Here is a 15,010-nt window from a genome sequence, read left to right on the forward strand (position 1 = left end):
ACGGCGAGCGGGGTCTACGCCGCGGATGAGAAGGCTCGCCGACGGACGGATGTGGTGACATGCTTCGGAGCGACCTGATCCAGCCGTTGTCCGATCTGATCGAGGCGCACGCCGCCAGGTTGGGGAACAAGGTCGCGTTCCGCGACGACCGCCGGGCGGTCGGATACGCCGACCTGGCGGCGCGGACCCGCCGGCTGGCCGGTCACCTGGCGGCGTCGGGGGTCGGGCGGGGCGACCGGGTGGCCTTCTGCCTCGGCAACCGGGTGGAGACGGTGGAGACCTGGCTGGCCGTGACGCGGGCGGCCGCGGTCGGCGTACCGGTGAACCCGCACAGCACCGACGCGGAACTGGCCCACCTGCTGGACGACTCCGGTGCGGTGCTGGTGGTCACCGACCCGCGGCACCTCGACCAGCTGCTGCGCCTGCGCGCCGGCCGCCCGGCCCTGCGGGTCGTGGTCACCGGGGACGGCCCGGTGCCCGCCGGGGTCACCGCGTGGCGTGACCTGGTCGACACCGAGCCGGGTGTGGACGCCCGTGACGACCTGGGCCTCGACGAGGTGGCCTGGATGCTCTACACCTCCGGCACCACCGGCCGGCCCAAGGGCGTGCTCTCCACCCAGCGCACCTGCCTCTGGTCCGTCGCCGCCTGCTACGTGCCGATCCCCGGGCTCACCGACGCCGACCGGGTGGTCTGGCCGCTGCCGTTGTTCCACAGCCTCTCCCACATCGGGTGCGTGCTCAGCGTGACCGCCGTCGGCGCCACGGCCCGGCTCATCGACGGCTTCTCCGCCGACGACGTGCTGCGCGCGGTCGACGAGGACGAGGCCACCGTGCTGGCCGGTGTGCCGGCCATGTACCACCACCTGGTCACCGCCGCCCGGGAGAGCGGCTTCCACGCCCCGGCCCTGCGCGTCTGCCTGGTCGGCGGGGCGATCACCACCGGCGCGTTGCGTCGGGCGTTCGACGAGGTCTTCGACGCGCCGCTGCTCGACGCGTACGGCAGCACGGAGACCTGCGGCTCGATCGCCGTCACCCGGCCGGACCAGCCCCGGGTCGAGGGTTCCTGCGGGCGCGCGGTGCCCGGCGTCGAGGTGCGCCTGGTCAGCCCCCAGACCGGCCTGGACGTGCCGACCGACGCCGAGGGCGAGGTCTGGGTCAACGGGCCGAGCGTCATGCTCGGCTACCACGGCCTGCCGGAGGTCACCGCCGCCGCCCTGCGCGACGGCTGGTACCGCACCGGCGACCTGGCCCGCCGCGACGCCGACGGCAACATCTTCGTCACCGGGCGGCACCAGGAACTGATCATCCGGGGTGGCGAGAAGATCCACCCGGCCGAGGTGGAGGAGGCCCTGCGCGGGGTGCCCGGCGTCGCCGACGTGGCGGTGACCGGCCGCCCGCACGACGTGCTCGGCGAGGTGCCGGTGGCGTTCGTGGTGCCCGGGCCGGAGGGCTTCGACCCCCGGGCCGGGTACGCGGCCTGCCGGGAGAAGCTCTCCTACCACAAGGTTCCCGAGGAGCTGTACGAGATCGGGCAGGTGCCCCGCACCGCCTCCGGCAAGGTCACCCGCCGGCTCCTGCTCGACCGGCCGGCGCGGCTGCGGGCGGTCAACGGCAGCCACCACGAGGCACTGAGCCTGCTCGCCTGGCAGCCGCTCGACCTGGCCGCCGTACCGCCGGCCGAGGCGCCCGTCCCGACGGCCGCGCAGGCCGCCGCCGCCCCGGCCCGCCGCTGGGCGCTCGTCGGTCGCGGGAGCGATGCGCTGGTGGAACCGCTGCGCGCGGCGTCGCCGGGGGACCGGGTCCGGTCCCACCCGGACCTGGCCGCCCTGCGCGACGCCCCGGACCTGCCCGACGTGACGGTGCTGCTGGTCGAGCCGGCCGACGCCGTCGCGGCGGACCTCGCCGACCGGCTGCGCGGCTGGCTCGACGACGACCGGTTCGCCGGCACCCGCCTGGTGCTGCTGACCGGCCCGGCCGCCGCACCCGCCACACCCGCCGTGAGCGGCGCGCCCGGCGACCTGGACACCGGGATCGACGCCGCCGCCGTGCCCGGGGGATGGCACCAGGCCGATCCGGCGGCCGGTGCGGTCCAGGCGGTCGGCCGCAGTCTGCAGGCCGCCTACCCGGACCGGATCGTGCTGGTCGACCGCGACGCAGGAGACCGCTCGACCGCGCTGCTCCCCGCCGTGGTGGACGCCGGCGCCGCGCAGGTCGCGCTGCGGGCCGGAGCCGCCCTGCACGCCGTCCTCGTGCCCGCCCCGGCGGCCGTGCCGGCGCGGCCGGTCAGCGTGGCCGACCCGGACCGCCCGGTCCTGGTCACCGGCGCGGACGGGCCGACCGGCGCGGCGCTGGCCCGACACCTCGTCGCCGCGCACCGCGTCCGCCGGCTGCGGCTGCTCCACGTCGGCGCCACGCCCGGGGCCGCCCTGGCGGACCTGGTCACCGAGCTCGTCGCCACCGGCGCCGACGTCGCCGCGCTGCCCGCCGACCGGGCGGGCGACGAGCCGCCCGGCGGGGTCTTCCTCTGCCCGTCCGACGACGACCTGACCGACGACGAGGACACCGCACGCCTACTGCGCCTCGCCGAAAGGCTGGACGCCGCGACCCGGCTCCCGGCCGCCTCGTTCACCGTCCTCGCGCCGTCCGCCCTGCTGCTGGGCGCCGCCGGCCGGGAGCGGGCCGCCTCGGCCGTCGGCGCCCTGCACGCCCTGACCGCCCGCCGCCGGGCCGCTGGCCTGCCGGCCCGGGTCGTCGGCACGACCGCGCACGCCGACCGGGAGCCGTCGCCCGCCACCCTCACGGCCACCGGAACCCGGGCGGGAAGCGTCGTCCCGACGGCCGTACGCGCCGATCTCGCCGCGTTCGACGTGGCCCACGACGGCGACGACCTGGTCGTGCTCGCCCGCCCGGCGGGCCACGCCGACGCCGCGCACCCCGCCTGGCGCGGACCCGTCGCGACGCCCGACGACGACGCCGACGACCGGGACGCCGCCGAGTTGCGCCGCCGGCTGGCCGGGCTGAGCACCGCCGAGGGGGACCGGCTCCTGCTGGATCTGGTCCGCACCGCCACCGCCGAGGTGGCCGGCCTGTCCGGCCCGGCCGCGGTGCGCCCCGGCCGGGCCTTCAAGGAACTCGGCTTCACCTCGGTCAGCGCGGTCGCCCTGCGCGACCGGCTGGCCCGGGCCACCGGCGTACGGCTCTCCGCCACGGCCGCCTTCGACCGGCCCAGCCCGGACGCCCTCGCCCGGCACCTCGCCGCCCGGCTGCGCGGCACCACCGGGCAGGCCGGCCCCGCGACGGACCGGCCGTCCGCACCGTCCACGGTGGACGACCCGGTGGTCGTCGTCGCCATGGCCTGCCGGCTGCCCGGCGATGTCGCCTCCCCCGAGCAGCTGTGGGACCTGGTCGACCAGGGCCGGGAGGGGCTCACGGAGTTCCCCACCGACCGGGGCTGGGACCTGGCGCACCTGTTCTCCGACGACCCCGACCGTCCCGGCACCTCGTACGTCCGGGTCGGCGGCTTCCTGACCGACGCGGCAGACTTCGACGCCACCCTGTTCGCGATCAGCCCGCGCGAGGCGCTCGCCATGGACCCGCAGCAGCGGCTGCTGCTGGAGACGTCCTGGGAGCTGTTCGAGCGGGCCGGCATCGACCCCACCTCGCTGCGCGGCAGCGCCACCGGCGTCTTCACCGGCGTCATGCACCACGACTACGCCGCGAACCTGCGCCAGGCGCCGCCCGGCACCGAGGGCTACCTCGGCGTCGGCACCGCCGGCAGCGTCGTCTCCGGCCGGGTCGCCTACGCGCTGGGGCTGGAGGGGCCGGCGGTCACCGTCGACACGGCGTGCTCGTCGTCGCTGGTGGCGCTGCACCTGGCCGCCCAGGCGCTGCGCGCCGGCGACTGCTCCCTCGCCGTGGCCGGCGGCGTGGCGGTGATGGGCACCCCGCAGGCGTTCGTGGAGTTCAGCCGGCAGCGCGGGCTCGCCCCCGACGGCCGGTGCAAGGCGTTCGGCGAGGGCGCCGACGGCACCGGCTGGTCCGAGGGCGTCGCCGTGCTGCTGCTGGAACGGCTCTCCGACGCCCGCCGGCGCGGGCACCCCGTCCTCGCCGTACTGCGCGGCTCCGCCGTCAACTCCGACGGCGCGTCCAACGGGCTCACCGCCCCCAACGGGCCCGCCCAGGAGCGGGTCATCCGCCGGGCGCTGGACGCGGCCGGGCTCTCCGCCGCCGACGTGGACGTCGTCGAGGCGCACGGCACCGGCACCCGGCTGGGCGACCCGATCGAGGCGCAGGCGCTGCTCGCCACGTACGGGGTGGGCCGCGGCGACGCCGAACCGCTGCGGCTGGGCTCGCTGAAGTCCAACCTCGGCCACACCCAGGCCGCCGCCGGGGCCGCCGGGGTGATCAAGATGGTGCTCGCGATGCGGCACGGCACGCTGCCCCGCACCCTGCACGTGGACGCCCCGACGTCCGAGGTGGACTGGTCCGCCGGCGCGGTCGAGGTGCTCACCGAGGCCCGCCCGTGGCCCGAGGTGCGACGGCCCCGGCGGGCCGGCGTCTCGTCGTTCGGCATCAGCGGCACCAACGCGCACGTCATCGTCGAGGCGCCCGCCGCCGACCCTCCCCCCGGGCCCGAGGCCGCGGACCGGGAGCCGTCGTCCGGGGTCGCGGCCCGGGAGCCGTCGTCCGGGATCGCGGACCAGCAGCCGTCGTCCGGGGCGGCCTCCGGCACCGGGCGACCGCCCGTGCCGTGGCTGCTCGCCGCGGCCTCCGGCGAGGCGCTGCGGGACCAGGCGGCCCGCCTGCTGACCTGGCTCGACGGGCCGGGGGCGGACGCCGACCCGGCCGACGTCGGGCACGCGCTCGCCACCACCCGCGCCGCCCTCGAACACCGGGCCGTGGTGCTGGCCGGCGACCCGGCCACCGCCCGGACGGGCCTGACCGCGCTGAGCCGCGGCGAGGCGGACCCGGACCTGCCGACCGTGCTGACCGGCCGGGTCGTCGACGGCCAGCTCGGCATGCTCTTCGGCGGGCAGGGCGGCCAGCGCGCCGGCATGGGCCGCGAGCTGCACGCGGCGTACCCGGTCTTCGCCGACGCCTTCGACGCGGCCTGCGCCGAACTCGACCGCTGCCTCGCCGGCCACGCCCCGCACCCCGTCGCGGACGTCGTCTTCGCCGCCGAGGGCGACGAACTGGCCGACCTGCTCGACCAGACCCTGTACACCCAGCCGGGGCTGTTCGCCTTCGAGGTGGCGCTGTACCGCCTCCTGGAGTCCTGGGGGGTGCGTCCCGACGCGGTGCTCGGCCACTCCGTCGGCGAGCTGGCCGCCGCGCACGTGGCCGGGGTGTTCCCCCTCGCCGACGCGGCGGCTCTCGTCGCCGCCCGCGCCCGGCTGATGCAGCAGCTGCCCGCCGGGGGCGCGATGGTCGCCGTCGAGGCCGACGAGGCCGAGGTCGCCGCGCACCTCACCGACCGGGTGGGCCTCGCCGCCGTCAACGGCCCGACGAGCGTCGTCGTCTCCGGCGACACCGACGCGGTGCTGGCCGTCGCGGCCACCCTGCGCGCCGCCGGGCGTCGTACCAGCCGGCTGCGGGTGTCGCACGCGTTCCACTCGCCGCGCATGGAGCCGATGCTCGACGAGTTCCGCGCGGTGGCGACCGGCCTCACGTACCGCACCCCGCACCTGCCGGTGGTGTCCAACCTGACCGGCCACCCCGTCGACCCGGCCCGGCTCTGCTCGCCCGACTACTGGGTGGCGCACGTGCGGGGCACCGTCCGCTTCCACGACGGCGTGCGGGCCCTGCACGGGCAGGGCGTCACCACCTTCCTGGAGGTCGGTCCGGCGGGCGTGCTCACCGCGATGGCCCAGGACTGCCTCCTCGCCGAGGCCGACGAGCTGGCCTTCGTGCCCGCCGTGCGGGGCGTCGCCGACGAAGCGGAGGCGTTGCTCGCCGCCGTGGCGCGGCTGCACGTGCGGGGCGTCCCCGTCGACCGCGCCGCCCTCGCCGGCCCCGGGCCGCACCGCCGCGTCGACCTGCCCACGTACGCCTTCCAGCGCCGGCACTACTGGCTGCCCGCGTCGGCGGCGGCCGGCGGCCCGGTCGGCGTCGGGCTGGCCGACGCCGGGCACCCGCTGCTCGGCGGCGTGCTGGCGGTCGCCGGCACCGGGCAGGTCGTCTGCACCGGGCAGGTCTCCGCGGCCACCCAGCCGTGGCTGGCCGCGCCCGGTGACGGCACTCCGGCGCTGCTGCCCGCCAGCGCCCTGCTGGACATGCTCACCCACCTCGGCGAACAGCTCGGCACCCCGACGGTGCGGCGGCTGCGCGTCCCCGAGCCGGTGCCGCTGCCCGCCGAGGCGACCCTCGAGGTGCAGGTCGGCGTCTCCGCGCCGGACGAGCACCGGCGCCGGGTGGCGCACTGCCACGTCCGGTCCGGCGACGGGCAGCCCTGGCGGGAGGTCGCCGAGGCCGTGCTCGGCCCGGTCGACCCGGAGAGCGGCCGGGGTGCCCTCGCCACGGCCTGGCCGCCCACCGGCGCCCGACCGGTGGACCTGGCCACCCCGCAGCACCAGGCCATGGCCGGGGAACTGGTCCGGGCCGCGTGGGTCGCCGCCGACCGGCTCTTCGTCGACGTACGCCTGCCCGAGGACGCCCGGGACCCGGACGCCGAGCGGTACGGCGTGCACCCGCTGGTGCTGGAGGCGGCCCTGCGCCTGCTCCCGCTCGCCGACTTCGCGCCCGGCGACGACGCCGCGCCCACCGGCCGGCTGCTGCCCACCGAGTGGGCGGGCGTGCGCCTGCACGCCACCGGGGCGCACGCGCTGCGCGTCTGCCTGGCCCCCGCCGGGGCGGACGCGGTGACCCTGAGCGCCGTCGACGCCGCGGGCGTGCCCGTGCTCGACGTGGACCGGGTGGTGCTGCGGACCCTCGACCTGCCGCCCGCCGAGACGCCGGCGCCCCCGCCCGCCCCCGCCGGGCTGTACGCCGTCGACTGGTCGCCCGCGGCGTTCCCGGCGACGCCCGCGCCCTCCTGGACGCTCGCCGACGGCACACCCCCGGACGGGCCGCTGCCGCCGCTGCTGGTGCTGCGCGTCGGCGACGGCGAGCCGGGCCGGTCGGTGCCCGACCGTGCCCACGCCGTCGGCCTCGCGGTGCTCGGCGTGCTCCAGAGCTGGCTGGTCGACCCCCGCGCGGAGACCACCCGCCTGGCCCTCGCCGTCCGCGACGGTGACCCGGTGCACGCCCCGGTGGCGGGACTCGTCCGGGTCGCCCAGGCCGAGCAGCCCGACCGGTTCCTGCTGCTCAGCCTCGACGCCACCGACGACGCGACCGTCCGGGCGGCGCTGGCCGTCGCCGGGGACGAGCCCGAGATCGCCGTCCGCGACGGCCGGGTCCTGCTGCCCCGGCTCCACGCCGTCGAACCGCCCCCGGCCGGTACGCCGGTCCCGGCGCTGGCCGGCGGCACCGTGCTGGTGACCGGCGGTACGGGCGGCGTCGGCCGGCACGTCGCCACCCACCTCGCCACCGTGCACGGCGTCGCCGAGCTGGTCCTCGTCAGCCGCACCGGCCGGGCCGGCGACTGGACGGACGCGTTGACCGGCGCCGGTGTCACCGTCCGGGTGGTCGCGGCCGACGTCGCCGACCGGGCGGCGCTCGCCGAGGTCGTCGCCCCGCTGGCCGACCGGCTGGTCGCCGTCGTGCACGCCGCCGGGGCCACCGACGACGCGCTGCTCACCGACCTCGACCCGGGCCGCTGGGAGCGGGCACTGCGCTCCAAGGTGCACGGCGCGTGGCACCTGCACGAGCTCACCGTCGGTCTCGACCTGGCCGCGTTCGTGCTCTTCTCCTCGGCCGCCGCCACCTTCGGCAGCCCCGGGCAGGGCAACTACGCGGCCGGCAACGCGTTCCTCGACGCGCTCGCCGCGCACCGCCGCGCCCAGGGCCTGCCGGCGACCGCCCTGGCCTGGGGGCTGTGGGCCGCGCAGGACGGGATGGCCGGCCGGCTCACCCCGGCGGACCTGGCCCGGCTCGCCCGGGGCGGCACCCGTCCCCTCGACACGGCCGCCGGGCTGGCGCTGTTCGACGCCGCCCTGCGCGTCGACCGGGCGACGCTGGTGCCGATCGGGCTCGACCTGGCCGCCGTGCGGACCTCCGGCGAGGTGCCCGCCCTGCTGCGGGCGCTGCTGCCCCCGCCGCCCCGGCGGGCCGTCAACGCCGACTCGGCGCCCGCCTCCGCCACGGGCTTCGCGGACCGGCTGGCCGAGCTGGCCGAACCCGACCGCGCCGCCCTGCTGCTGGACCTCGTCCGCACCCGGTGCGCCACCGTGGTCGGGCACACCGGCCCCGACGACGTCGAGCCGCGCCGCCCGTTCAAGGAACTCGGCTTCGACTCGCTGATGGCCGTGGAGCTGAGCAACCGGCTCACCGCCGTCACCGGCGTCCGGCTCGCCCCGCACGCCGTGTTCAACCACCCCACCCCGGAACTGCTCGCCGCGCACCTGCACGCCCGGCTGCTCGGCACCGCCGCCGCCGAGGTCACCGACGCGAGCACGGTCGCCCTGGACGAGCCGGTCGCCATCGTCGCGATGGCCTGCCGCTTCCCCGGCGGCATCGGCTCCCCGGAGGAGCTGTGGCGGCTGCTCGACGCGGGCGCCGACGTCATCGGCGACCTGCCCGACGACCGGGGCTGGCCGCTGGCCGACCTCTACGACCCGGTGCCCGGCACGGCCGGCCGCACCTACGTGCGGGCCGGCGGGTTCCTCACCGGGATCGCCGACTTCGACGCCGCGTTCTTCGGCATCAGCCCCCGCGAGGCCCTCGCCATGGACCCGCAGCACCGGCTGCTGCTGGAGACCTCCTGGGAGGCGTTGGAACGCGGCGGCATCGACCCGGTCGCCCTGCGGAACAGCCGCACCGGCGTCTTCGCCGGCACCCACGGCCAGGACTACGGCGACCGGATCGCCCCCGGCGTGGTCTCCGACGACGGCGAGGTCACCGCCGACGAGGGGCACCTGCTCACCGGTACGGCCGGCAGCGTCCTCTCCGGCCGGGTCGCGTACGCGCTCGGGCTGGAGGGGCCGGCCGTCACCGTCGACACCGCCTGCTCGGCCTCCCTGGTGGCGCTGCACCTGGCCGTGCAGGCCCTGCGCCAGGGCGACTGCGACCTGGCCCTGGCCGGCGGCGTGTCGGTGATGTCCACCCCGGCCGGGCTGACCGGCTTCAGCCGCCAGCGCGGCCTCGCCGCCGACGGGCGGTGCAAGGCGTTCGCCGAGGACGCCGATGGCTTCGGCATGTCCGAGGGCGTCGGGATGCTGGTGGTGGAGCGCCTCTCCGACGCCCGCCGCCGGGGCCACCCCGTGCTGGCCGTGGTCCGCGGCTCGGCGGTCAACCAGGACGGCGCGTCCAACGGGCTGACCGCCCCGAACGGGCCGTCGCAGGAGCGGGTCATCATGGCCGCGCTCGGCGCCGCCGGGCTGAGCGCCGCCGAGGTGGACGTCGTCGAGGCGCACGGCACCGGCACGTCGCTCGGCGACCCCATCGAGGCGGAGGCGATCCTCGCCACCTACGGGCAGCGCCCGGCCGGCGCCCCGCCGGTGCTGCTCGGCTCGGTCAAGTCCAACCTCGGGCACACCCAGGCCGCCGCCGGCGTCGCCGGGGTGCTCAAGATGGTCCTCGCCATGCGGCACGGCCGGCTGCCCCGCACCCTGCACGCCGAGCGCCGCAGCTCGCGGGTCGACTGGGAGTCGGGCTCGCTGGAGCTGCTCACCGAGGCCCGCCCGTGGCCCGCGGCGGACCGGCCGGCGCGGGCCGGTGTCTCGTCGTTCGGCATCAGCGGCACCAACGCCCACGTGATCGTCGAGGCGGTCGCCGGGCCGGCCCCGGACGCCGACGCCGCAGCCACGCCGCCGGAGGCGTACGCGCTGCCGTGGCTGCTCTCCGCGCGTACCCCGGAGGCGCTCGCCGGGCAGGCCCGCCGGCTGCGGGAACACCTCGCCGGGCGGCCCGACCAGCGGCCCCTCGACGTGGCCTGGTCGCTGGCCACCAGCCGCAGCACCTTCGACTCGCGGGCGGTGCTGGTCGGCGCGTCGCCGGACCAGGTCGCCGCCGCCCTCGACGCGCTCGCCGAGGGCCGACCCGACCCGGCGGTGACGCGGGGCGAGGCCCGGCCCGTCGGCCGGTGCGTCTTCGTCTTCCCCGGACAGGGCTCCCAGTGGCTCGGCATGGGACTGGACCTGCTCGACCAGGCCCCCGTGTTCGCGGAGCGGATGGCGGCCTGCGACGCGGCGCTGCGGCCGTACCTGGACTGGTCGCTGCTGGACGTGCTGCGGCAGGTGCCCGGCGCGCCCGGCCTCGACGAGGTCGACGTGGTGCAGCCCGCGCTGTTCGCGATGATGGTGTCGCTGGCCGAGCTGTGGCGCTCCTACGGCGTGCAGCCGGCCGCCGTGGTCGGCCACTCGCAGGGCGAGATCGCCGCCGCCTGCGTCGCCGGGGTGCTCTCGCTGCCCGACGCCGCCCGGGTGGTGGCGCTGCGCAGCCGGGCGCTGCGGGCCCTGGCCGGGCACGGGGCGATGGCCTCCGTCGCGCTCCCCGCCGACACGGTCCGCGACCGGATCGCCCGCTTCGGCGACCGGATCTCGGTCGCCGCCGTGAACGGCCCGGCCGCCGTCGTGGTGTCCGGCGAGCCGCAGGCGGTGGAGGAACTCCTCGCCGAACTGGCCGGCGAGCAGGCCCGGGTCCGGCGCATCGCGGTCGACTACGCCTCGCACTCCGCCCAGGTGGAGGGCCTGCGCGACGAGCTGGCCGAGGTGCTGGCGGGCATCGCCCCCGGCCCGGCGGCCGTGCCGCTCTTCTCCACCACCGACCTGCGCTGGCTCGACGGCGAGGAGATGGGGCCGGACTACTGGTACCGCAACCTGCGGCAGCCGGTCGAGCTGGAACAGGCGATCCGCTCGCTGGCCGGGCAGGGCCACGACACGTACGTCGAGTGCAGCCCGCACCCCGTGCTCACCGTGGGCATCGAGGCGACCCTCGCCGACCACGACGGCGGGAGCGTGGTCGTCGGCTCGGTGCAGCGCGACCAGGGCGACCGCGCGCGGTTCCTGCTCTCCCTGGCCCAGCTGCACGTGTGCGGGGTCGCGGTGGACTGGCGGCCCGCGCTGGCCGGCGGCCGGCGGGTCGACCTGCCCACGTACGCGTTCGCCCACCGCCGCTACTGGCCCCGGCCCGTCTCCGGCCCCGGCGACGTCGGCGCCGCCGGCCTGGACGCCGCCGGGCATCCGCTGCTCGGGGCGTCGGTCGCGCTCGCCGAGACGCGGGGCCACCTGTTCACCGGGCGGCTGTCGACCGACGCGCAGCCGTGGCTGGCCGACCACCGGGTCTCCGACAGCGTGCTGGTGCCCGGCACCGGCCTGGTGGAACTCTGCCTCCGCGTCGGCGACGAGATCGGCCACCCGGTCCTCGACGAACTGGTCATCGAGGCCCCGCTGACCCTGCCCGCCGACGGCGCGACCCAGGTGCAGGTGACGGTCGGCGCGGGCGGCGACGACGGACGCCGCCCGGTGACCGTGCACTCCCGGCCCGCCGACGGCCCGGCCGCGGGGCCGTGGACCCGGCACGCCAGCGCCACCCTCTCCGCCGACCAGCCCGCCGCGTCGCCGCAGCCCACCACGTGGCCGCCGCGCGACGCCCGCCCCGTCGACCTGACCGGCTTCTACGCCGGCCTGGCAGCCGACGGCTACGCGTACGGGCCGGCGTTCCAGGGGCTGCGCGCGGTGTGGACCAGCGGAGACGAGGTCTACGCCGAGGTGGAGCTGCCGCCGGCCGCACGGGTCGACGCCGACCGGTACGGCCTGCACCCGGCCCTGTTCGACGCCGCCCTGCACGCGGCGCACTTCGGCGGCCTCGCCGGGGCCGGGGCCGGCCGGCTGCTGCTGCCGTTCGCCTGGAACGGCGTCAGCCTGCACGCCACCGGGGCGACCGCCCTGCGGGTACGGCTCACCCAGGTGGGACCGCACGCCATCGCGCTGACCGTCGCCGACCCGACCGGCGCCCCGGTCGCCGAGGTGACCGCCCTGACGATGCGGCCGATCTCCGCCGCCGAGCTGGCCGTCACCGACGACCGCGCCACCCGCGACGCCCTGTTCCGGCTCGACTGGACGCCGCTGCCGCCGACCGACGCGGCCACCCCGGTCGACGCCGTGGCCGTCGCCCCCGGCCTGGACGGCTTCGGGCTGCACCCCGGGCTGGACGGGCTCGCCGACGCCGTCGACGCGGGACTGGCCCTGCCCGGGGCCGTGCTCGTGCCGCTCGACGCGGAACCCGCGCAGCCCACCCCCCGCGCGGCGCGGCACGCCGCCGTCCGCGCCCTCGACCTCGTCCGGCGCTGGCTCACCGAGCCCCGCTGGGCGGCGTCGCGGCTGCTGCTGGTGACCCGGGGCGCGGTGGCCGTGCACCACGCCGGCGAGGTGACCGACCCGGCCGCCGCGGCGGCGTGGGGCCTGGTGCGCTCCGCCCAGTCGGAGAACCCGGGCCAGGTCGTCATCGTCGACGTCGACGGCGACGGGATCGGCCCCGACCAGGTCGCCGCCGTGCTGGCGGCGGACGAGCCGCAGGCCGCGATCCGGGGCGGCACGGCGTACGTGCCCCGGCTGGCGCGGGCCGGCTCGGCGGGCGAACTCGCCGCGCCGCCCGCCGCCGCGTGGCGGCTGGACGCGCCGGTGCGGGGCAGCCTGGAGAACCTCACCCTGGTCCCGACGGACGCCGCCGACGCCGTTCTCGGCCCCCGCGAGGTCCGGGTACGCGTCCGCGCCGCCGGCCTGAACTTCCGCGACGTGCTCAACGCGCTCGGCCTCTACCCGGGCGACGCGGGGCCGCTCGGCGGCGAGGGCGCCGGCGAGGTCGTCGAGGTGGGCGCCGAGGTGACCGACCTGCGCCCCGGCGACCGGGTGTTCGGGGTCTTCGTGGGCTGCTTCGGGCCCGTCGCGGTCACCGACAACCGCCTGCTGGCCCCCATGCCGGCCGGCTGGTCGTACGTGGAGGCCGCCTCCGTGCCGGTGGTCTTCCTGACCGCGTACCACGGCCTGGTCAACCTGGCCGGGCTCGGCCGGGGCGAGTCGGTGCTGGTGCACGCGGCGGCCGGCGGCGTCGGCATGGCCGCCGTGCAGCTCGCCCGGCACCTCGGCGCCGACGTCTACGCCACCGCCAGCCCCGCCAAGTGGGACGCCCTGCGCGCGATGGGCCTCGCCGAGGACCGGATCGCCTCGTCCCGGACCCTCGACTTCGAGACCCGCTTCGCCGAGGCCACCGGCGGTCGGGGCGTCGACGTGGTGCTGGACTCGCTGGCCCGCGAGTTCGTCGACGCCTCGCTGCGGCTGCTGCCGCGCGGCGGGCGGTTCATCGAGATGGGCAAGACCGACATCCGCGACGCCGCCCAGGTCGCCGCCGACCACCCGGGGGTGGCCTACACCGCCTTCGACCTGACCCTGGAGGACCCCGACGAGGTGCAGCGCATGCTCGTCGTGCTGCTGGGGCTCTTCGAGCGGGGGACGCTCACCCCGCTGCCCACCCAGGTGTGGGACGTCCGCCAGGCGCCGGAGGCGTTCCGGCACGTCAGCCAGGCCCGGCACGTCGGCAAGGTGGTGCTCACCATGCCCCGGGCGTGGGACCCCGACGGCACCGTGCTGCTCACCGGAGGGACCGGAACCCTCGGCGGGCTGGTCGCCCGGCGACTGGTCGAGACGCACGGCGTACGGCGGCTGCTGCTGGTCAGCCGCCGCGGCGAGCAGGCCCCCGGCGCGGCCGAGACGGTCGCCGAACTGCGCTCCCTGGGCGCCGAGGCCACGGTGGTGGCGGCCGACGTGGCCGACCGGGACAGCCTGGCCCGGGTCCTGGACGCGGTGCCGGCACGGCACCCGCTGACCGCGGTCGTGCACCTCGCCGGGGTGCTCGACGACGGGATCGTCACCGCCCTCACCCCGCAGCGCGTCGACACGGTGTTCGCGCCGAAGCTCGACGCCGCGTGGCACCTGCACGAGCTCACCCGCCACCTCGACCTCGCCGGGTTCGTGCTGTTCTCCTCCGGCGCGGGCGTCTTCGGCGTACCCGGTCAGGCCAACTACGCGGCGGCCAACGCGTTCCTCGACGCGCTCGCCCTGGCGCGCCGGGCCGAGGGCCTGCCGGGCCGGTCGTTCGCCTGGGGGCTCTGGGAGCAGGCCAGCGAGATGACCGCCAAGCTGGACCGGACCGACCCCCGGATCACCGCCCGCGACGGGCAGCTCGCGATCCCGTCCGACCTGGGGATGGCCCTGTTCGACGCGGGCCTGCGGCTGGCCGAGCCGGTGCTCGTGCCGACCAGGATCGACGTCGCCGCGCTCGGCGAGCGGGTCGAGCGGCCCCCGGCCCTGCTGCGCGGGCTCATGCGGCGGGAGCGGCCGAGCGCCCGGTCGAGCGCCCCGACCGGCGGCGGGCGCACCCTCGCCGACGAACTGGCGGCCCTGACCGGGCCCGACCGCCACACCCTGGTGGTCGACCTGGTACGCGAGCAGGCGGCGAGCGTGCTCGGGCACGGCAGCCGCGCGGCGGTCGCCCCGGGCCGGGCGTTCAGCCAGATCGGCTTCGACTCGTTGACCGCCGTCGAGCTGCGCAACCGGCTGACCACGGCGACCGGTCTGCGCCTGCCGGCCACGCTGATCTTCGACTACCCGGATCCGAACGAGCTGGCCACGTTCCTGGTGTCGCAGCTGGCGCCGGACACCGGCCCGGAGGTTCCGCCGGTCCTCACGGACCTGGAGAACCTGGAACGGTCGCTGACCGAGGCCAGCGTCGAGGCGGAGCTGCACGCCCAGATCGGCTCCCGGCTGGAGGTGCTCATCGCCAAGTGGCGGACGATGCGCGCCGGCTCGGGCGGCGACCCCGACCTCGACCTCGAACTGGCCAGCGACGACGACCTCTTCGACCTCATCGACTCCGAACTCGGTCTCTGATGGCCGTCCGGCCGCCCCGCACGGCGCGA

At 77.8% G+C, this 15,010-nt stretch carries 1 protein-coding gene; it reads left to right on the top strand.

All coding sequences use genetic code 11. From position 1 onward, the window contains the following. Nucleotides 1-59 precede the first annotated feature (59 nt). Nucleotides 60-14,981: an SDR family NAD(P)-dependent oxidoreductase gene (locus ACN27A_RS01130; RefSeq protein ID WP_421449069.1), complete on the top strand. Its 14,922-nt coding sequence runs from the start codon at nt 60-62 to the stop codon at nt 14,979-14,981. Nucleotides 14,982-15,010: the final 29 nt, after the last annotated feature.

The sequence above is a fragment of the Micromonospora sp. WMMD737 genome, assembly GCF_049179055.1.
GTDB lineage: Bacteria > Actinomycetota > Actinomycetes > Mycobacteriales > Micromonosporaceae > Micromonospora > Micromonospora reichwaldensis.

Excerpts from the sequence above, each read along its gene's own strand:
- ACN27A_RS01130 (WP_421449069.1), top strand. The coding sequence starts at position 60 with ATGCTTCGGAGCGACCTGATCCAGCCGTTGTCCGATCTGATCGAGGCG.